Here is a 19847-nt window from a genome sequence, read left to right as displayed (position 1 = left end):
AGGGATAGTGGATCGATGGACCCGCAGACTGGCAGACTGATGGGCCGCGGGTTCGCCGGATTGCGGGATCGCCTGATCGCGGAGACCGGCATAACGCGACGGAATCGGATCATTTTATGCGGGATTCGGTTCTATGGCTGGGGCGTACGGGACTGCTAGAGTAGGAGACAGATGTTACAAGGGAGAGGTGCTTGAGGATGGCGGATACGATTAAAATGCAAGCCGCGCAGGCCGCGATCGTGCGCAACGAAGCGTTCGTCCGCAAGGCGGAGGCGCTGAAGCCGGTTTTGCTCGAAGAGACGGTCGGTGCGGCGCGTATCGTCGAGGTCGTCGCGGACGCCGAAGCCATGCATGGCTGGCGGGCGCTCGAGGCGGCGTCTCTCGAATCGCTGGCGAAGCGGGCGTTTAAAAAGGGAGACGAGGTTGTGCTGGACTTCGGCGACCATCGGGTCGGCTACGTCTCGCTCGACGTCCGCCCGGTCGGCAGTCCGCCGGACGCGCCGCTGAAGCTGAGGCTGACGTTCGGCGAGATGCCGGTGGAGATGGCTGAGCCGTTCTCCTCTTACAACGGCTGGATCAGCAGCTCCTGGCTGCAGGAAGAAATCCTGCTCGTCGACGTGCTGCCGGCGCGGCTCTCGCTGCCGCGGAGATACAGCTTCCGTTATCTGAAGCTGGAGGTGCTCGACACCTCTCAAAAGTACCGCGTCTCATTCAGCGACATCGCGGTTCGTACCGTCACGTCGGCCGATACGTCCGCGGCGATCGAGCTGGCGCATCCCGATTCCGTGATCCGGGAGATCGACCGCGTGAGCGTCAAGACGCTGCAGGACTGCATGCAGGATGTGTTCGAGGACGGCCCCAAGCGGGACCGCAGGCTTTGGCTTGGCGATCTGAGGCTGCAGGCGCTGGCGAACTACGAGACTTTCCGGAGCGACGATCTGGTCAAACGCTGTCTTTACCTGTTCGCGGCCGTGCCTGACGAACTGGGGCGGGTAACGGCGAACCTGTTCATTGAGCCGGACTTGATCGCGGACGATACGTACTTGTACGACTACTCGCTGTTTTTCGCCGCGACCCTGTACGATTACGTGGAGGCTACGGGAGACGAAGAGACGCTGCGCGAGCTATGGCCGCTTGCTCGCCGGCAGGTGGAGCTTGGGCTTGAGCGGCTGGACGAGACCGGCGTGCTGCGGGACGAGGAGACCTGGTGGGCGTTCATTGACTGGCACCAGTCGCTCAACAAGCAGGCGCCCGCGCAAGGCGTGCTGATCTACACGCTGAGGCGCGCGATCGCCATGGCCGAGCGGTTGGGCTGCGATTCGGCGGCTGGGCTGACGGCGCGGCTCGCCGAGGTCGAAGCCGCGACGCTCGCGCGGCTGTGGGACGCGGAGCTTGGATTCTTCGTCAGCGGCGCGGACCGGCAGGTATCCTGGGCGTCGCAGGCCTGGCTGGCGCTGGCAGAGGTGCTGCCGACCGAGGACAACCGGGCGCTCATGCTGCGGCTGCTCGCCGAGTCGCCGGACATCGGACCGACCACGCCGTACATGTACCACCATGTCGTCGAGGCGCTGCTCCTGACGGGCTGCCGGGACGAGGCGGTCGCGATGCTCAAGCGGTACTGGGGCGGCATGCTCGAGGAGGGCGCGGACACGTTCTGGGAGCTGTACGATCCGCAGGACAAGAGCTTCTCGCCGTACGGCAGCCACCTTATTAACAGCTATTGCCACGCGTGGAGCTGCACGCCGACCTATCTGATCCGCAAGTTCGGGCTGTAGGGCCGGCGCTTTTCGAATGCTTGGCGTGTCAAAAAGCCTGCATTTGTACATGTATTTTCTGCCGGGTAGCGGCACGTGATGAAATACCTGCAAATGTGCAGGCAAATTCATTGCGCAAGCCGGAAAGCGGGCTGACGGAGGAAAATGCCTGCGTTTTTGCATCTTTTCTTCTCGAAAGGATCGACATGGGTGCAAAAAGATGTATATTTGCAGGCTTTACGGCGGAGGAACGACGCGGGCGGACGACGGGCGGACGACAGACGGACGACAAGCCGACCATTCCGAACGGTTATCGGATGGGCCGTTGCCAGACGTTCCGCGCGAGTCAAGTTTCGTATCCCCTTTGATCAGGGCCGCGTTCAACGCAGCCTATTTACGTTTTAACAGTATCCCCCTCGGTCAGGACCGCGTCCAAAGCAGCCATCTTTACGTTCTAACAGTATCCCCTTCGGTCAGGCGCCTTGTCAAAAGCAGACACTGACGGTCCTTCCTGATCGAGGGGGATATCGTTAAAATGCGGCGAAGAGAGGTTTTGCTAGTCCAAGCCGTGCATGCGAAAAAACGAGAAAAAGCGCCGATCCCGCTGGGCATCGGCGCTTTTTACGTCTGGGCCCGTCTATACGCGCTCGGCGTCATGCCGAAGCGCGATTTGAACTTGCGGTAAAAAAAGCCGTGGCTCTCGTAGCCGCACTGCCGCGCGATCTCTGCGGCGTCGAGCGCTGTCGTCCGCAGGAGCTCGGCGGCCCGGTTGAGGCGATAGGTCTGGGCAAGCTCGCCGAACGTGCAGCCGGTATGGCGCTTCAGCAGGCGTCCCAGGTAATCGGGCGAGTAGCCGTACCGCGCCGCGAGCTCGCCAAGCGTGCAGTCGCGGTAATGCTCGCTCAGGTAAGAGAGCGCTCCCGCAATCTCCCCGTCACCCGGCGTCTGCTCGGGGTCGTACTGCATGTCTTCGCCGCGTACGCGCATCAGCTCGAGGAACAGCAGCGGCACGTAGTGATGCAGCATGTCCAGCGCGTATTCGTCGCGGCCGTAGTACTCGCGCAGCATGTTCAGGACGAGCGCCCGCAGACGGTCGCGCTCCGCCGTGCGAAACACGATGAAGCGTTCATGCGTCCGGTTGTCCGACAGCTCGCGCCCGATGAACCGTTCGACGAGACCGCCGCCGCGCAGACGCTGACCGTAGAATGCGGACAGCGCCTCTTTTTGAATCAAAATGTTGATCAGAATATCTTCGTCGCCCAGCTCGTCGATCCGATGCGTCGCGTCCCGGCCGAGCAGGCAGAGTTCTCCCGCGCGCAGCGTGAGCGGGCGTCCCGCGACATGCTGGCGGCAGCTGCCCGCGTACATGTAATTCAGCTCGAGGAATTCATGCTTGTGCGGCGCCATCTCCGCGAACCGGTGATGCTTGTAGATCGACACCGAGCCGCCTGCGAAAAAGGGAGCGGAGACCATCCGCGGGACGCCGTCCGTCTCCATGCGCAGCTCCGAGCCGTCCAGCTCGCTGAAGTGGCGCCCCGTGCTTCTTTGAATGCGTTCGACCTCGTCGTAGCCGCGCAGCAGCTCGTCGAGCCGGCGTTCATCCATCGTCGTCCGTCCCCCTCTCCGCAGTCTCGCGCCACCACGCCATTATGTCTCTGCCGCCTTCCGGTAGCCCGAGGGCGTAACGCCCGCGACCGTCTTGAAGATACGGCTGAAGTAGTACTGGTCTTCATAGCCGACGAAGGAAGCGACGGACTTGATCGACAGATCCGTCGTACGCAGCAGCTGCTTCGCCTTCTCGATCCGCTTTTCAATGATATATTCGTTAGGCGTGCGATGCTTGTACTTCTTGAACAGGGAGCACAGGTACGAGTAGTTGAAGCCAAAGCTCGCGGCGATGCCCTGGATCGAGAGCTCCGTATGAAAATTCGCGTCCATGTACGCTTGGATGTCGTCCAAAATCCGCTCGCTGCCTTTGTCGAGGCCGCTAACCTCCGACGAGGGATGCGCGACCTCGCTGCTGAAGGCCTCGAGCTGCCTTCCCAATTCCTCGTAGCCAGCCGAGGACGCGATCAGATCTTCCGCTGCGTCCCGCGGCTCGATCTCCAGCCCCGAACGCTGGATCAGGATCTGGCACACCTGGCGCAGCAGCCTCAGGAGCAGCGGCTGCGTCAGACGCCGCTCGCGGCAGGTGCGGAGCATCGTCTTGAACAGCAGCCGGACCTCCTGCTCCTTGTCCTTGGCGGCGAGCGTTTTGAGCAGACGCAGATCCTCCGTGAATGCTTCCGGCAGCACTTCCTGCGCCGCGGGCCCGGCATTCCAGTCGATGCCGGCGACGACGGACTCCCCGAATACGAGCCGCTCGCGTATTTCCCGCTCCAACGCCGCGATACGCACCGGCAGCGCGCTTGCCTTCTCTGGCGCCGTTCCGTAGAAAAGCGTAGCCGGCACGTCCCGCTCTGCGAAACGGACGATTTTGGCAGCCAGGCCTTCGGCGAGCTCTGCAATCGGGAAGGAGGAATCCGCTTCCCAAACCACGATTTTTTCATTCGGACACTTGCCGTTCAAGAGCCAGTAGGGGCGAGTCCCTGACAGCGAGGCGACCCATTTGTCGAGGTCCGCCAGCCGGTCCGCGCCGATGACCGGCTCGAGCGGATTGCGCCGGTATGCGCCTACGCATAAGCCAACCATCCAGTACGAACGGCTCGGATCGAACAGTCCGGCAGGTGGCGGCTCGTCGCGCCTGTGTTCGAGATAGTCAAGCTGCCGTACCCGGCGCGCGCTGTCGAGCTTCGACTGGACCTGCGCCAACACGCTCTCCAGCTGCGCGGGATTGACCGGCTTGATCAGATATTCTTCGACGCCGAGGGTGATCGCCTCTTTGGCGTATTCGAACTCTTTGTAGCCGCTCAGCAGCACGAAGACGGAACGGCAGCCTTCCGCCTTCAACTGGCGGATGAGACCCAGGCCGTCGACGAGCGGCATGCGAATATCCGTGAAGACGACGTCGGGCGCCATTTCGCGGATCAGCTTGAGCGCAGACTGGCCGTCGGTCGCTTGTCCGACGACGCAGTAGGCTTCGTTCGTTTGCTCGATCGACTGTCTGATGCTTCTCAGCGTGAGCGGCTCGTCCTCCGCGATAAATGTTCGGATCGTCATGTCTTCACCTCGACGTTAAAGGATAACGCGGATTCGCATCAGCGCGCCTCCGAGCGTGGGATCGTTGCCGACATGGAGCTCAGCATTTTTGCCATAAGTCGTTTTCAGACGAATGTAAAGGTTAATCAGCGCCATATCGTCCGTGCGCAGGCGATCGTAGCCTTCGTTCGATTCGAGAATATCGTCCACCTCGCGCATTTTGCCGCGGATTCTGGCGATGGCCTCGGGGCTGAGTCCGCTGCCGTTGTCCTGAATCTCGGCGCGCCACTCGCGATCGTCGGCGACGCTTAGAACGCGAAGCTTGAAGGGCGGGACGATGCCGAGAAAGCCGTGCGTGAACGAATTCTCGATGAGCGGCTGGATCAGCAGCCTGGGGATGCGCACGCGGTCCGTCGCTCCGGACTCCTCGATCTCGTAGGACAGCAGCTCTTCGTAGCGCATCTTCATGAACGCCAGATACGTGGAGACGATCTGAAGCTCGTCCGCCGCCGTCGTCTCTTCGCCGTCGCCGCTGCTGTAACGGAACAGCTCGCCGAGCTGGTAGCACATCGTCTGGACTTTGAGGCTGCGGGCTTCCTGCCCCGCCGAACTGATGGCCATGAGCGAGTTGTAGAGGAAATGCGGATTGATCTTCGATTGGAGCTCCGAGATTTTCAGTCGAAGCTGGCTCTCCTTGGATTTGACCAGCAGATTCGCCGATTGCTTGATCTCCTCGATAATCTCGTAGAAGGACGCTTCAAGCTGCTCGATCTCGTCGATCTTGGTCGAGGCGCTCTTGGTCAGTTTATTCTCCAAGGAGACGTGCTGGACCGACCGGCGCAGACGCACGAGCGGACGGGTGACGAACCGGGTGATAAAGTACACGATGACGGAGATAATCGCAGTGAACGCGATGCCGGTCGCGATCAGGATGAACAGCATCCGGTTGACGGACGACAGATAGGCGGATTCCGGCTGAATGAGGAGCACGCGCCACTTCGCATTCGCAAGCCGGTGCGAGGCGGCGATTAGCGGCTCGTCGTATTCCGCGACCCGAATCTTGCTCAGCGCCCCTTCGTCGGACGCCGACAGCGCGGTCCTCACCTCGGCCGTCAGCGCGCGGTCCGAATCGGTATACGGATCGGCATAGGGATAGACGATGTTATTGTTATCGTCCACGACGAACAGCCGCATGCCGCTTTTGTCCCGGTCCCAGTCGCAGATTTCCCGTATTTTCTCGTAGCTCTGCTGCACCTCGATCGTGGCGACGTTTTCAAAATTGAAGTACGTCAGCGTGAGCGGCCGGATGAGAGAGACGACCGGCTCGTTCCCGATCAGTACGCCCCAGGGATCGCGGTGCGGCGGCAGCAGCTTGAACTTGGCGTCGCCTACGTCCCAGTACGAAGAAGCCGCTTCCCGGCGAATCAACGACACGGGCGGCAGGCTCATCAGCCCCACGAAGGTCGACGGCGCCGCGAAAACGTTAATATTCTCCACGGTTTCCCGCGGAGAATTGTAGGTCCAGAGCGCGCCTTGAACGAGGCTGCGCCCTGCGAGATTTTGCTCGAAATAATTGCTCGTCCCGTCCGGGTCCGGACCGATATCGAAAAAAGCCTGTTGAATGCTTTTGTTCGCGATGACCTGAGAAGAAACGACGTCCATGCCGGAGACCAGCTCGTCCAGCTGCCGGGCCGTATTCTCGACCGTCTTGCTGAAGTAGCGCATAGAGCTGCGGTTGTTCTCTTTGGAGGCATAGTAATAATAAGCGACGGTAGAGACGAAAATGACGAAGCAGCTTAAGGATGCGAAGATGATGAAGAGGCGTTTGGCGAACGATAGATGTCTGAAAAACCGCAAGCTGCCGCCTCCTGTCCAAGATGCGAGCCTGGCGCGTGCCTCGAAAGCCTTCCTAGCCTTTGACCGCGCCGGCCGTCATACCTGAAATTATATGCCGCTGCGCCAGAATGTAAAGGAGGAGGAGCGGAAACACCGTCATAAGGATATCGGCGAAGATCAGATTCCAGGATTGCAGGTAGGAGCCGTAAAAGTTGTAAACCGTCAGCGGAAGCCCCCACTTGTCGCCGTTTGCGAAAAACAGCGGGATCTGGATATCGTTCCACGAGCCGACGAAGTTAAAGATCAATAACGTCATCGTGACGGGCTTAAGCAGCGGGAAAATAATCCTGAAAAAAAGCGCGAGCGGACGGCAGCCGTCGATGATGCCCGCCTCGTCGAGCTCGGACGGAATGGTGCGGATAAATCCGGCGTACAGGAAGATGGACATCGGCAGGCCGAAGGTGGCGGATACGAGCACGAGACCGGTATACGTGTTCAGCAAATAAAGCTTGTCGAGCACGAGGTACGTCGGGATGAACGCTACGGGGACGATGAGCCCCACGATAAATATATAGTAGTAGATTTGCAACGAACGGCGGCGCGAGCGGGCGATGGCAAAGGAGGCCAGCGAGGCTAACACCAGAATGAGGACGACCGAGCCTACCGACAGAATCATTCCGTTCGCGAAGGCGCGTCCGACGTTCGCGCTCTCGAAGACGGTCCTGTAGTTATCGAACTTCAGGGAGGCAGGCAGCGAGACGCCGAACAGATTCGCCTCCTTGGCATCCTTGAGCGAGTTAACGACGACCATCCACATCGGCACGATGTACACCAGGCTGAACAGGAACGTCACCAGGTAATAGAACGTTTTTCTCGATGCTTTTTTCCAGTAGACGTCCATCAATATTCCACTTCCCTTTTGCGGAGAAACGCGAGAATGCCCAGCGTGAGAATCATGATGATCGCGGTCGTCACGAGACCGACGGCGGAGGAATAGCCCAGATAGCCCTGGCCGAAGCTCTTGTACAGGAATGTGCCGAGCACCTGCGTCGCGTCCGCCGGGCCGCCGTTCGTCGTGCCGTAGACTTGAGCGAACACCTTGAGACCCGAGATGATGCTGAAAATAACGGTGATGTTGATCGATTGCATGAGCAGCGGCAGCGTAATGTGAAGCGTCTGCTTCAGCTTCGAGGCGCCGTCGATGCTCGCGGCCTCGTAGTATTCCTTGGAGATCGACTGCAGGCCGGCGATGAAGATACACATGTTGAACCCGGTCCACTGCCATACCTCCATCGCGGAGATCGAGGTCATGGCGATTTTCGGATCGAACAGCCAGTCATTGGCCAAGCCGCCGAGGCCGACGGCCCGCAGTCCTTCGTTCAGAATGCCGTTCGACGGGTTATAGATGGCGACGAACACAATGGCGACGACGATCGAACTGATCGTGATCGGCAGGAAGATGACGGAGCGCAAATAATTATTGTAGCGCGAGGGCTTGTGCACGAGCAGCGCCAGCAGGAAGCCCAGCACGTTTTTGACGATGACGGTGAGGATGGCGAAGTAAAACGTGTTTTTGACGGCCGTGAGGAAGTTGGCCTCCGTGAACAGTCGCGTGAAGTTGTCGAGCCCGTTGAACCGGATGTCGTCGAAATAAAAAAGCGACCAGTCCGTGAAGCCGAGGACGAAGCTGGCGATGTTCGGCAAAATAAAAAAGACGAGGAAAAGAATAAAGGCCGGCATGACGAACCAGGCGGAATAGTAGCGGGACATGCTGCGGGATCTCATGGCAATTACCTTCTTCGTTCGTGGATTGTGAGCGTGGGGCGAGAACGCCGGCCGCAGCCCGCCTGGCGCGCGAACGCGAAGGCGGCTGCCCGCGGCCTGCTCCGGACAGCCGGACGCGACTCTGCCGGGTCCGGCCGTTCGAGCGGCCGATCGGCGCCGAAGGCTCGGCATCGTCAGACAGGCATCGTCAGACGGGCTTCCTCAGAATCCGGCCAGCCTGCGCGCCTTGGCGTCGTCGGCATAAGCCTTGTACCAGGCGTCGAGCGTATCCTTGACCGGCTTGCCTGCGAACAGACCTTGAATCTGCTCGTTGAAGCGGCCATAGAACGGATCGAGCTTCGGCGCGCCGCCGAAGCGCTGCGCGGTGAAATCCGCCAGACGCGGCAGGCTCTCGGCATACCCGTTCATCTCTTCGTTGAACGGGCTCATTTTAAGATCGTAGCCGAGGTCCTTGTAGGGCGCGGAGCCCGGAGACAGCTCGTAGTACTTGGTCAGCACCGGCTGCGAGAGCACGGCGCTCACGAATTGCTTGGCCAGATCCAGGTTTTCGCTGGCCGCGCTGACCGACATATAAGTGGACGATTGACCGTACAGCACGTAGCCGTCTTTTTCGTCGTCCCACAGCGGCGTATAGGTCATGCCGATATCGCCGACCTTGTCCGGATAGTTCTGGGATAGCGCTGCGTAGGTGGAGCTCATCTGCGCGTAGAAGGCGGCTTTGCCGTTCACGAGCGCCTCCTGGGCCATCGCGTCGGTGGCGGACATGTAGTCGTCGTTGATCAGCTTCTTCTCCTTAAGCGAGAGAACGTTGTCGAACAGCTTGGCGAGCTTAGGATTGTCGGACGGCTTGGCCTCGTTCGCGATCTTCTTGTCGACGAACGACTCGTCGTTCACGAGCGGCGCGGTCATCGTCGTCAGCAGCAGAATCTGGGCGGTCCATACTTCCTTATTGGAGATATAGACGGGCGTGACGCCCTTGGCCTTGATTTTCTCCGCGGCGGCGATAAAGTCGTCGTAGTTTTTGATCGGGAGCGTTACGCCTGCGTCCTGGAGCACCTTCTTGTTGTAAAGGAGGCCCATGTTGGACTCGCCGCCGAGCGGCGCCTTTAGCACCTCGCCCTTGTCGTTGACGGTGAGCGGCTTGGTCGTGTCGGTGATCTTGTCGACCCAGTCGCCCTGGAGAGGCGCGAGATCCTTCGCCGATACGTCCGTCATCCCAAAGTTATGGATGATTATATCGCCGGCGTTGCCCGTAGCGAGCTTCGTGTTGACGATGTTCAGCATCTGGTCGTCGGGGAAAATGTCATACTTGATCTTCACGCCGAGCTGGTCGGCGGCTGCCTGCATCGTCGTCTTCAGCGTATCGGGACCGTAGTCGCCGGAGCTCATCATGATGGTGAGCGTCTTGCCGGCATTGTCCGATGCGGCGCCGGCAGGTGTCGAAGCCGATGCGGATGACGGGGATGAGGCTGAACCGGAGGTTGCAGGACTGGCCGCATTGCCGCCGTTGTTGGAGTTGGAACAGCCGGCTGCGAGCGTAGCGAGCATCGCGGCGGCGATTAGGGGAATGACGCGTTTTTTCTGCATGGACAATCGGATCCTCCCTTTATGTGTAAGCGCTTAATCGGTGTCGCGGTGCGGCGTCCCGCAGCTGACAGGACCCATTATAGCCCGCTGTGAAAGCGCTTGAAATGGACGCGATTTCGATAAAAAATAGACTAATTTTGTATCTTGGACATTCGCGCCGTTCTGCCGTTGACTTCGATTCCAGCCGGTGTTACTAATGGATTTGGAAGGTGATGAGATATGGAAAAAACCAAAATCGGCTTCATCGGCTGCGGCGCGATCAGCGCGATCTATTTAAACAATTGTACCAAGATGTTCGGCGTCTTAGAGGTAGCGGCCGTCGCGGACCTGGTGCCGGAGCTGGCCCGGCGCAGGGCGGACGAATTCGGCGTTCCCAAGGCATGTTCGGTCGAGGAGCTGCTCGCGGATCCCTCTATCGAGATTGTCGTCAATCTGACCGCGCCTCATGCGCATACGGCCGTCAACTTGCAGATTCTCGAAGCCGGCAAGCACGTGTACGCGGAAAAGCCGTTCGCCTTGAACCGGGAAGACGCGGATCTGGTGCTCAGCACGGCGGTAGCGAAGGGGCTTCGCGTCGGCAGCGCGCCGGATACGTTCCTCGGCGCGGGCCTTCAAACCTGCCGCAAGCTGATCGACGAAGGCTGGATCGGCACGCCTTATGCGGCGAGCGGCCAGATCCTGATGGGCAACGTTTTCGACGGCATGCACCCGAACCTCCCGAATCTCCTGAAGCTCGGCTGGGATCCGCTGTTCGACATGGCTCCGTATTATATCACGGCGATGATCCACCTGCTGGGCCCTGTGCGCAAGGTGAGCGGGTCCGTCGGACAAGTGAATCGCAGCTTGACCGTCGCGAATCCGCACTCGCCGCGCTTCGGCGAGACGGTGCCCATCGAAGCGCCGATGCACGCCTCGGCCACGCTCGACTTCGAGAGCGGCGCGATTGCTACCCTGCAAGCTGGCAAGGAAAGCTTCGGCTATTCGCCGCGGCTGGAGATCTACGGCACCGAGGGCATTTTGTACGTCCCTGACCCGAACAACTTCGATGGTCCGATCCGACTGCTGCAGTCGAACGGACAGACGAGCGAGCTGCCGTTCTCCCACGGCTTCGCGGACAACAGCCGGGGCGTCGGGCTTGCAGACATGGCCTATGCGATCCGGTCGGGCAGGCCGCACCGGGCGAGCGGCCGGTTGGCGCGGCATGCGCTGGACGTTACGCTCGGCATTTTCGATTCGTCGCGCGAGGAACGCCACGTTGCCGTCGAGGCGAAGTGCGAGCAGCCGGAGCCGCTGCCGTTGGGACTGAAGTACGGCGCGCTGGATCGATAGGAAACGTTATCTCTATGCTGCTGTTTGACTTTGCAATGATCCAATTTCATCGATAAGGACGTGAATCATATGGCATTCCCCGTTGCTTTGCAACCGTTTACGATTCGGGACGAGCTCGATCGCGATTACCTCGGCGCCTTCGAGCGCGTCGCGCGGATCGGCTATGCCGCAGTCGAGATCGGCCCGCCCCCCGCAGGGATCGCGATCGCCGACATGAAGGCGCGATTCGACCGGATTGGCCTGCAGGTGATCAGCGCCCATGCCGGGCTGGAGCAGCTGACGGACGGACTGGACGCGCTTGCGGATTTCCTCAAGCTGTTCGACGCCAAGTATGCCGTGCTGTCGCATCGATTCGACACGCGCGAGGAGGTGCTAGAGAGCGCCGCGCTCTTCAACCGGATCGGCGAAGCCTGCCGCGCGCGCGGGCTGCAATTTTTGTATCACAACCACGACTGGGAGTTCGTCCGGTTCGGCGAAGAGACGGCGCTGGACCTGCTTCTGCGAGAGACCGATCCGGAGCTGGTTAAGATGGAGCTGGACGTCTATTGGGCCCAAAAGGGCGGCGTCGATCCGGCTGCGTATTTGCGCGGCCTTCGCGGGCGCTGTCCGCTGCTTCACGTCAAGGACATGGAGCCGGGAGAGGAGCGGTTCTTCGCGGAGGTGGGCGAGGGTATCCTCGACTTCGGCGATATTTTGAAGGCGGCCGAAGAAGCGGGTACCGAATGGCTTGTCGTCGAGCAGGATCATTGCCGGAGACCTGTTTTTGAATGCATCGAGACGAGCTATCGCAATCTGCAGCGGATGGGCGCGGTACGAAAATGAGCAGGGCAAATGGGGATAGCGGGCGGGGCGAAGGGAGCGAGGGGCGCGTCGAACGAGGAGAGGCCGAGCGCAGCGAGATCGGCGTCGGCCTGATCGGCTACGGCTATGCGGGCCGCACCTTTCATGCGCCGGTCGTCGCTTCCGTGCCGGGGCTTGCGCTTCGCGCGGTCGTGGAGCGCACTGGGGAGCGATCCAGAGAGCGGTACCCCTGGATCCGCGTCGCGAAGGAAGCCGCCGACCTTTACGACGACCCGACGATCGACCTGATCGTCATCGCGACGCCCAGCACGGACCATGTCCGCTTTGCGCGCGAAGCGTTGTCGGCGGGCAAGCATGTCGTCGAAAAACCGATCACGCCAACGGCGTCCGAGGCCGACGCGCTTATCGCGCTGGCGAAGGCGCAGGATCGGATGCTGAGCGTTTTTCACAATCGCAGATGGGACGGCGACTTCCTCACGATCCGGTCGCTGCTCGGACAAGGGCTGCTTGGCCGTCCGATCGCTTGCGAGCTGCGCTGGGACGGCTACGATCCGGTCTTCGTCCCCGGCAATTGGCGGGAGGGAGGCGGTCCGGGCACCGGCGTGTTCTACGACTTGGGCGTGCATCTGCTGGACCAGGCGCTTTGCCTGTTCGGCATGCCGGAAGCCATCCGGGGAGAGGTCCGCGCATTGCGGGAGGGCGCCGCGGCGCCGGATTCTTTCGAAGTCGAGTTGTCTTATCCCGACGGTCTGCGCGTGCTGCTTGGTTCCTCGCGGTACGCACGCGAGCCGAGGCCGCGATACGCGATGTACGGGACGGCAGGCTCGTACGTGAAGTACGGAACGGACCCGCAGGAAGCGGCGCTTATCGGCGGCGCTAGTCCCGGCGCTTCCGACTGGGGCAGGGAACCTTCGGCTCATTGGGGCAGGCTGAACGCGCATGTCGGAAGCCTCCGCGTCGAAGGCCTTGTCGAGACGCTGCCTGGCGCCTACCAGGATTACTATCGGAATATTTACGAGCATCTGACTACAGGTGCCGATCTCGCGGTCAAGGCCGAGCAAGCCTGCGACGCGATCCGGCTGATCGAGCTTGCCCTGCGCAGCAGCGAGGAGCGAAGGACGATCCGGATCTCCGACGAGGCCAGGGGATAAAAGGGAGGAAGTCCAATCATGTTTCCATTTAAAGCGGCGTTGAATGCATCGACGCTTTTCCCGTATGAGCTTGAAGTGCCGGAGCAAATTGCCGTTGCGGCGCGGGCGGGTTATGAGGGTATCGAGCTGTGGGTGCCTCAGATCAAATCTTACCTGGCAGGCGGCGGGACGATCGCCGCGCTGAGGTCTTGCCTGGAAGAGAGCGGACTCGCATTTCCCAACGCGATCGCCTTTTTTAGATGGGCAGACGAGGACGAAGACGAACGGGAAGCGGCCTTTGCGCAGGCGGAGCTGGAGATGCGGCTGCTGGCAGAGCTGGGCTGCGGCGCGGTGGCCGCCCCTCCTTTCGGCGAAGTCGGGCGCGTATCCGCGGATGAGCTGGCCGCGAGGTTCGCACGCCTCGTCGAGCTGGGGCGGAGCGTCGGCATCGAGCCGTACCTGGAGTTCTGGGGACGGGCGCCGAAGCTGTCGAGGCTGGCCGAAGCCCGCGACATCCTACGCCGGAGCGGCGTGTCGGACGGCAAGCTGCTGCTCGACCCGTTCCATATGTACACGGGCGGCAGCGCGATCGCCGAGCTGGACGCGCTGACGGGCGCCGAGATCGGCATTTGCCACGCCAACGACTATCCGGCTGCCCCCGGCTGGGACGCGATAGGCGACGGGGACCGCGTGTTTCCGGGCGAGGGAATCGCTCCGCTGCGGGATGCAGCAAAAATTTTGCATCGGATCGGGTACGACGGCTACTTGTCTCTGGAGCTGTTCGTCGCCGACTTCGGCGGGCTGACCGCCGACGAAGCGGCAGCTAAAGGGCTGCAAGCGACGAGGGAAGCGTTCGACGTCGAAGCCGAAGTGTGAGTGGACAGGGCGCGGGCCGGAGGAGTTGTGTTGGCCGAGATAGCCGGAAAACCCGGCTAACTCCCTCGCCAAGCCTGCCCACGTGACCGAGTTAGCCGAAAAAGACGGGAAACTCTCCACGAACCGGGCTCAAGTCGCCGAGTTACCCGGAAAAACCGGCTAACTCCCCGCCAAACGGGCTCAAGTCGCCGAGTTACCCGGAAAAACCGGCTAACTCCTCGCCAAACGGGCTCAAGTCGCCGAGTTGCCCGGAAAAACCGGCTAACTCCTCGCCAAACGGGCTCAAGTCGCTGAGTTACCCGGAAAACCCGGCTAACTCCCCGCCAAACGGGCTCAAGTCGCCGAGTTGCCCGGAAAAACCGGCTAACTCCCCGCCAACCGGGCTCAAGTCGCCGAGTTGCCCGGAAAAACCGGCTAACTCCTCGCCAAACGGGCTCAAGTCGCTGAGTTACCCGGAAAACCCGGCTAACTCCCTCGCCAATCCGGCCCACAACACCGAATTGCCCGGAAGAACCGTGTAACTCCCCGCCACCCCGGCCCGCATGTCCTCTATTCCCCGGCGTTGCCCCCGCGCTTCGCCGCCATCTCACCAGAAAAAATCGGACGTCCGCCCCTAAAAAATTCGGATGTCCGATTTTCTATGAATTCGTTTACAATTGAAGAAGACTCGGCGGCCCGTCCGCATTCGACGATGATACGTAAAAGGCGGTCGATTGGATGTTAGCCCATATGCGGCATGCACTGCGACGCTTGAGGCCGCGCAAGCTCCGTCTGCGGATCCTGCTGGCGATGGTCATGCTGTCGGTGCCGCCCCTCATTTTGCTCGGCTATATTTCCTACAACATTTCCAAAAACACGATCGTTCGCAATCATATGGACAATAACGAGCACAACCTCAAGACGGCCAGCGAGGTGGCGGATCTGCTGCTGCGCAACGTCGTGAATATGCACCGCCTCATCCTGGCTAACGACCAGGTGCGCGCGGACCTTAAGGCCGTCGGCGAGGACGGCGGGCGGATTCTCGACGTGCGCGCCGCGAACCGGCTGCAAAACGTAGTCGTCTCGAACCTGATCGACACGCGTCACATCGATTCGATCTGCCTGTTCGACCGCGGCTTCCACGCCGTCTGCTACGGCAGCACCGATGCCAATGCAGGCATCTATGCGAGTCCGCAGGGCAGGCTCGGCATCTCGGGCAGCGCTTGGTATCGCGAGGCGCTGGCGGCGAAGGGCCGGGAGCTCTTTTTCGCCAACAACGTTCTCCAGGCCTCTCCAAGCAGCGGCTCTTTTTCCAGCGTAAAAGTACTGCGTGACCCGTCCGACTACGAGACGATCGGGCTGCTCGTCATTAATCTGAAAAAGTCGATGTTCGCCCAGGCGATGAATGACAATCAGGACAGCGGCTTTCTCGTGCTAGATCCGGCGGGAAGCCCCGTCAGCGTCGTTTATGCGCAGGATCCGGCGCTCGTGCAGCGGTTCGGGGACGCGAACGGGGAAGAGGAGGCGTTCCGCGCGCTTCATCGGATGGGCTACCTGACGATCGGCTACCGCAACGACACGACCGGCTGGACGTTCCTGCACGTCGTCAAGGCGAGCCGGCTGCTGCAGGATTCCACTCGGATCGGCCTGGCAACCGCCTGGTTCGCGGCTTTTATCGGCCTGATCGCGCTGCTGCTGTCGCTGTTCGTCTCGGGCAGCATTACCCGGCCCTTGCTGCAGCTGAAGAAGATGATGATCGACTGGTCGAAGGGAAACGGAGAGCAGGCGCAAAGGACGGCCTTCGACGAGGACGAGGTCGGCGCGATCGGCGAGACGTTCCGGCGAATTTCCTCCGAAAACGTGCAGCTCAGCGAACGGCTCGTCCACTCGAAGCTCAAGGAGCGGGAGGCCGAGCTTCGCTCGCTCCAGGCGCAGATCAAGCCGCACTTTTTATACAACACGCTCGATTCGATCTACTGGATGGCCGTCATCGCCAAGAACAAGGAGATCGCCAGCATGGCCGTCGCGCTGTCCGAGAGCTTCAAGCTGAGCCTCAACAAGGGCAAAGAGACGATCCCCGTCTTCAAGGAGCTGAGGCACATCGAGCACTACATGACGATTCAGAATCTGCGGTACAAAGGGCGGTTTCGCTACGTGACGGAGGTCGAGCCGGCGCTCATGAGCCTGGAGATTCTGAAGCTTCTGCTGCAGCCGCTCGTGGAAAATGCCATTTACCACGGCCTCGAGCCCAAGATCGGGGAAGGCGAGGTGCGCCTGACGGGCAAGCTGCAGGACGGCATGGCGATCTTCACGGTGGAGGACGACGGCGTCGGGATGGCGTCGCAGGAACAGACGCACGGCGGCTACGGTCTCGGCAACGTCCGGGAGAGGCTCGCGCTTTTTTACGGCCCCGACAGCGTTCTGACGGTGAGAACTGCGCCGGACGAAGGCACGTCGATCGAGATCCGGTTTCGCCCGCTGGACATCAAGGAGGGATGAGGCATGCTGCGCGTCGTGATCTGCGACGATGAATACATCGTCCTGGAGGGCTTGCGCTCGATGATCGAATGGTCCGAGTACGGCATGTCGCTCGTCGGCACGGCCGAGGACGGCAAGTCGGCTTGGGCGCTCATCCGCGAGCTGCGGCCCGACATCGTGATGACGGACATTCGGATGCCTGGCCTCGACGGTCTGCGTCTGATCGAGCTTGTGATGGAGGAAGCGCCGGAGACGGTCTGCATCGTGTTCAGCGGGTTTAACGAATACGAGTACGTGCGGACCGCGATGAAGCTCGGGGTGGTCGATTACCTGGAGAAGCCGATTACGCTGGAAAAAGTGGACGAGGCGCTGAGGCGGACACGCGAGCGGATCGGCGGGCGGGAGGAGCTGGCCGCGCTGCGGCGTGCCGCCGACGCGAGCCGGGAGGCGCTGCTCGAGCAGGCGACGCTTGCGCTGCTCCGGCGGGGTGGGGAGGCGCTCCCGCGTTGGCGCGCCTGCATCGGCGAGGACGAGGCGGACAGGGTAGCCGCCGTCACCGTGATCGCGGGCGAGGTGCCGAAGGCGGCGCGGGAAGAGGCGCTTGCGCCGCTCGGCGCGAGCCGAACGGTTGTCGTGGCCGATGGGGACGAGCGTCTTGCGGCCGTTTTTCATTTCGCATGCCCGGACCAAGCAGGCTGGGATGACGTGCGCTGCCGCATGTCGGAGCTGCCGGACGCGGTCGGAGCAGGAGGGACTTATAGCGGCGTCGCCGACGCCGTCCGCAGCCGGACCGAGGCGCTGCGCGCGCTGCGGTTCGCCCGCTTTATGGAGGAGCGGGGCTTGACCCGCTACGCGGACGTCGCGGAGAGCGGCGTCTTCCCCGAAGGGCTGACGGATCGCGAAGAGGCGATATTGTTCGATATCCGGACGGGGGACAAGGAAGGGCTGCTCCGGGACCTGGACGCCTTTAGCAGGTGGATGGAGCAGGAGCGACTCGACCCGGAGCTTGCGGAGCAGGAGATCCTGAAGCTGGCGTACGTCGGCCGCCGTTCGGGGCGGGAAACGGTGCCAGGCGCGCAGCGAGGCGTGATGACGGTAGCAGCGGTGTCTCACCGGGAGCTGGCCGGCATGCAGACGCGGGACGAGATGTTTCGCTGGCTTCGCGAGCAGCTGGAGATGGCCTTCGCCAAAACCGCCGAGGAGCGGTCGGCGTCCCAGCACAGCGCGGTGGCCAAGGCGCTCGACTTTATCAAGCGGCATTTCCGCCGCGATCTGACGCTGCAGGAGGTCGCGGATCACGTGGGCATGAACACCACGTATTTCAGCCTGTTGTTCAAGGAAAAGACAGGCGCTTCCTATATCAAGCACGTCACGCGGCTGCGGCTTGAGGAGGCGAAGCTGCTCCTGCGCGAGGGCAGGAAGGTCAACGAGGCGAGCGAGGCGGTCGGTTATTACAACTACAGGCACTTCACGGAGCTGTTCAAAAAGCACGTCGGCATGACGCCCGGCCAATACCGGGACGATCCTGGCGCGCCGGCGCGGAAGGAGGCGGAGCATGGCTGAACAAGGTGACGGACGCCTGAAAGGGAAACGTGAGCGACCTCGGCGGGGATCGAGCGGGAACCGGCTGCTGCTGAAGCCACCTACGGTGAGCCGATCGGTTCGACGTCGGCTTCTGTGGAAGCCGCCGCTTCTGGGGCGTTCGCGTAGACCCTGGCCACGCTTGAAGCTGCCGCTGTTTTTACTCGTGCTGCTCCTGCTGCCCGCATGCGTCGGCGTATCGTCTTACGCCTCGGACCGTCCGGTCGTGACCGATCCGACCCGCGTCATCCGCTACGTCTCCTCCAACCTGGAGTCGCAGCAACCTCGCATCGTCAGCGAGCTGGCCCGGGACTACGAGCGGGAGCACCCTTCGGTCCGGTACGAATTCGAGAACGTCAACACATCCGACTTGCTCCAGCGGGTCCAGCTGCTGGCGGCAAGCAACGACCTCCCGGAGCTGTTCACCTACGAATCGGGCAAGCCGCTGCAGCAGCTCTCCGAGCATGGATTCGTGCTCGATATCGAGCAGGCGTTCGGAGAGCTGGGGCTTGGCGACGAGCTGAATCCGACCGCCGTCAAGCTGCTGAAGTCGATGACGGGCGGAAAGGGGCTGTACGCGCTGCCGCTCGAGATTAACATTGAGGGCTTCTGGTATAATAAGTCGCTGTTCGAAGAAAACGGCATTCAGGTGCCCCAAACCTGGGACGAGCTTCTTCAAGCGGCGGAGACGCTCCAGCAGGCGGGCGTGCAGCCCTTTGCCGTGGCAGGCTCCCAGAAGTGGACGCTCACGCGGTTGATCAACGGGTACGTCGTGCGCAAATACGGTTTCGACGCAATGGCGCGTGTAAGTCGGGGTGAGCTAAGACTGACCGATCCGGGATTTGTCGAGGCAGCCGACGTCGTCCAGCGCATGGCGCTGCAGGGTTACTTCGGCGACCACGTGAACACAACCGATCTGGACGAAGCGACTGCGACATTCCTGCAGGGCCGTGCCGCAATCTACTATACGGGGAGCTGGAGTCTGCGGGACTTCAACGACCCGAAGCAGAACCGCATCGGCGAAGACCGGATCGGCTTGTTCAATATCCCGCTCGTGCCTGGTGGAGCGGGCGGCGAAGGGGATTGGCTGCTCAACGCGGGGCTCACGACTTCCTTCTCCGCAGCGGGCTACGACAACGAGATGAAGCAGTGGATGAAGTCGGTGTTCTCGGATTACGGCAACAAGGCGATGAGCGAGATGGGCATCATCACCGGATTCAAGACGGATCGTCTGCCGCAGACGCTGCCGCCGCTGACTCAACTGGCGCAGAGCAAGATCGACGGCGTCAAAAACGGCACGTTGTGGTTCGAGGCGTTTTTTAACGCGGAGACGCAGGCGACCGCCTGGAACAATGCGCAGCTGCTGGTGTCCAGCGCGAACTACACGCCGGCCATGTACATGGCTGATTTGCAGGTGGCGCTGGATAAGCAGTTGCGGAGCGAGCGTTAAATGTTTAGAGGAAGGCGACTGAGAGACGGTCGCCTTTTGTTGTGTAGATTGTACAGTTGGATTCTCTGCTGATCAGAGCGAGCTAACCCAGTAGACACATTTCAGGTCACTTAGTTTGATTCG

At 61.3% G+C, this 19847-nt stretch carries 14 protein-coding genes; 8 read left to right on the top strand and 6 right to left on the bottom strand.

Going from position 1 to position 19847, the window contains the following annotated elements:
- The first annotated feature begins 197 nt into the window (after positions 1–197).
- Positions 198–1775, top strand: a complete 1578-nt coding sequence (locus tag ACFOTD_RS22160) for an alpha-L-rhamnosidase-related protein (protein ID WP_378122115.1) — start codon at positions 198–200, stop codon at positions 1773–1775.
- Between the two features lie 600 nt (positions 1776–2375).
- Here ACFOTD_RS22160 and ACFOTD_RS22155 read toward each other — a convergent pair.
- The 6 genes from ACFOTD_RS22155 to ACFOTD_RS22130 form a co-directional block, all read right to left on the bottom strand.
- A complete protein-coding gene (locus ACFOTD_RS22155; protein WP_378122114.1) occupies positions 2376–3359 on the bottom strand; it encodes an AraC family transcriptional regulator in 984 nt (327 codons plus the stop codon).
- 42 nt (positions 3360–3401) lie between these two features.
- Positions 3402–4913 carry a response regulator transcription factor gene (locus tag ACFOTD_RS22150; RefSeq protein ID WP_378122113.1) on the bottom strand — a complete coding sequence of 504 codons (1512 nt, stop codon included), beginning with the start codon at positions 4911–4913 and terminating at the stop codon, positions 3402–3404.
- A gap of 15 nt (positions 4914–4928) precedes the next feature.
- A complete protein-coding gene (locus ACFOTD_RS22145; RefSeq protein WP_378122112.1) occupies positions 4929–6749 on the bottom strand; it encodes a sensor histidine kinase in 1821 nt (606 codons plus the stop codon).
- A gap of 52 nt (positions 6750–6801) precedes the next feature.
- Positions 6802–7629, bottom strand: coding sequence for a carbohydrate ABC transporter permease (locus tag ACFOTD_RS22140; protein ID WP_378122173.1), 828 nt, complete (start codon positions 7627–7629; stop codon positions 6802–6804).
- The gene (locus ACFOTD_RS22135; RefSeq protein WP_378122111.1) at positions 7629–8513 is read right to left on the bottom strand and encodes a carbohydrate ABC transporter permease; all 885 of its coding nucleotides are present in this window, start codon (positions 8511–8513) and stop codon (positions 7629–7631) included. Before ACFOTD_RS22135 ends, ACFOTD_RS22140 begins: the two co-directional genes overlap by 1 nt.
- Before the next feature lie 201 nt (positions 8514–8714).
- Positions 8715–10100 (bottom strand): ABC transporter substrate-binding protein, encoded by a 1386-nt coding sequence (locus ACFOTD_RS22130; protein ID WP_378122110.1) that lies wholly within the window; start codon positions 10098–10100, stop codon positions 8715–8717.
- Between the two features lie 219 nt (positions 10101–10319).
- On the opposite strand from ACFOTD_RS22130, the gene ACFOTD_RS22125 reads away from it, so the two are divergent.
- The 7 genes from ACFOTD_RS22125 to ACFOTD_RS22095 all read left to right on the top strand — a co-directional run bounded on the left by ACFOTD_RS22125 (position 10320) and on the right by ACFOTD_RS22095 (position 19724).
- Positions 10320–11429, top strand: a complete 1110-nt coding sequence (locus ACFOTD_RS22125; protein WP_378122109.1) for a Gfo/Idh/MocA family protein — start codon at positions 10320–10322, stop codon at positions 11427–11429.
- A gap of 69 nt (positions 11430–11498) precedes the next feature.
- A complete protein-coding gene (locus ACFOTD_RS22120) occupies positions 11499–12251 on the top strand; it encodes a sugar phosphate isomerase/epimerase family protein (protein ID WP_378122108.1) in 753 nt (250 codons plus the stop codon).
- Positions 12248–13381, top strand: coding sequence for an oxidoreductase (locus ACFOTD_RS22115; protein ID WP_378122107.1), 1134 nt, complete (start codon positions 12248–12250; stop codon positions 13379–13381). Before ACFOTD_RS22120 ends, ACFOTD_RS22115 begins: the two co-directional genes overlap by 4 nt.
- 18 nt (positions 13382–13399) lie before the next feature.
- The gene (locus tag ACFOTD_RS22110; protein WP_378122106.1) at positions 13400–14236 is read left to right on the top strand and encodes a sugar phosphate isomerase/epimerase family protein; all 837 of its coding nucleotides are present in this window, start codon (positions 13400–13402) and stop codon (positions 14234–14236) included.
- A gap of 729 nt (positions 14237–14965) precedes the next feature.
- The gene (locus ACFOTD_RS22105; RefSeq protein ID WP_378122105.1) at positions 14966–16714 is read left to right on the top strand and encodes a sensor histidine kinase; all 1749 of its coding nucleotides are present in this window, start codon (positions 14966–14968) and stop codon (positions 16712–16714) included.
- Between the two features lie 3 nt (positions 16715–16717).
- Positions 16718–18256, top strand: a complete 1539-nt coding sequence (locus tag ACFOTD_RS22100; protein WP_378122104.1) for a response regulator — start codon at positions 16718–16720, stop codon at positions 18254–18256.
- Positions 18249–19724 carry an ABC transporter substrate-binding protein gene (locus ACFOTD_RS22095; RefSeq protein ID WP_378122103.1) on the top strand — a complete coding sequence of 492 codons (1476 nt, stop codon included), beginning with the start codon at positions 18249–18251 and terminating at the stop codon, positions 19722–19724. Before ACFOTD_RS22100 ends, ACFOTD_RS22095 begins: the two co-directional genes overlap by 8 nt.
- Positions 19725–19847: the final 123 nt, after the last annotated feature.

Source organism: Cohnella sp. GCM10012308, from assembly GCF_042649185.1.
In the GTDB taxonomy this organism is placed as follows: Bacteria; Bacillota; Bacilli; order Paenibacillales; family Paenibacillaceae; genus Cohnella.
This window is presented reverse-complemented; position numbering and strand designations above follow the sequence as displayed.

Bases quoted from the DNA above. Each gene is read 5' to 3' on its own strand.
- ACFOTD_RS22155 (WP_378122114.1), bottom strand. From the start codon at position 3,359: ATGGATGAACGCCGGCTCGACGAGCTGCTGCGCGGCTACGACGAGGTC.
- ACFOTD_RS22130 (WP_378122110.1), bottom strand. From the start codon at position 10,100: ATGCAGAAAAAACGCGTCATTCCCCTAATCGCCGCCGCGATGCTCGCT.
- ACFOTD_RS22115 (WP_378122107.1), top strand. From the start codon at position 12,248: ATGAGCAGGGCAAATGGGGATAGCGGGCGGGGCGAAGGGAGCGAGGGG.
- ACFOTD_RS22140 (WP_378122173.1), bottom strand. From the start codon at position 7,629: ATGGACGTCTACTGGAAAAAAGCATCGAGAAAAACGTTCTATTACCTG.
- ACFOTD_RS22135 (WP_378122111.1), bottom strand. From the start codon at position 8,513: ATGAGATCCCGCAGCATGTCCCGCTACTATTCCGCCTGGTTCGTCATG.
- ACFOTD_RS22160 (WP_378122115.1), top strand. From the start codon at position 198: ATGGCGGATACGATTAAAATGCAAGCCGCGCAGGCCGCGATCGTGCGC.
- ACFOTD_RS22150 (WP_378122113.1), bottom strand. From the start codon at position 4,913: ATGACGATCCGAACATTTATCGCGGAGGACGAGCCGCTCACGCTGAGA.
- ACFOTD_RS22100 (WP_378122104.1), top strand. From the start codon at position 16,718: ATGCTGCGCGTCGTGATCTGCGACGATGAATACATCGTCCTGGAGGGC.
- ACFOTD_RS22125 (WP_378122109.1), top strand. From the start codon at position 10,320: ATGGAAAAAACCAAAATCGGCTTCATCGGCTGCGGCGCGATCAGCGCG.
- ACFOTD_RS22110 (WP_378122106.1), top strand. From the start codon at position 13,400: ATGTTTCCATTTAAAGCGGCGTTGAATGCATCGACGCTTTTCCCGTAT.
- ACFOTD_RS22120 (WP_378122108.1), top strand. From the start codon at position 11,499: ATGGCATTCCCCGTTGCTTTGCAACCGTTTACGATTCGGGACGAGCTC.
- ACFOTD_RS22105 (WP_378122105.1), top strand. From the start codon at position 14,966: ATGCGGCATGCACTGCGACGCTTGAGGCCGCGCAAGCTCCGTCTGCGG.
- ACFOTD_RS22095 (WP_378122103.1), top strand. From the start codon at position 18,249: ATGGCTGAACAAGGTGACGGACGCCTGAAAGGGAAACGTGAGCGACCT.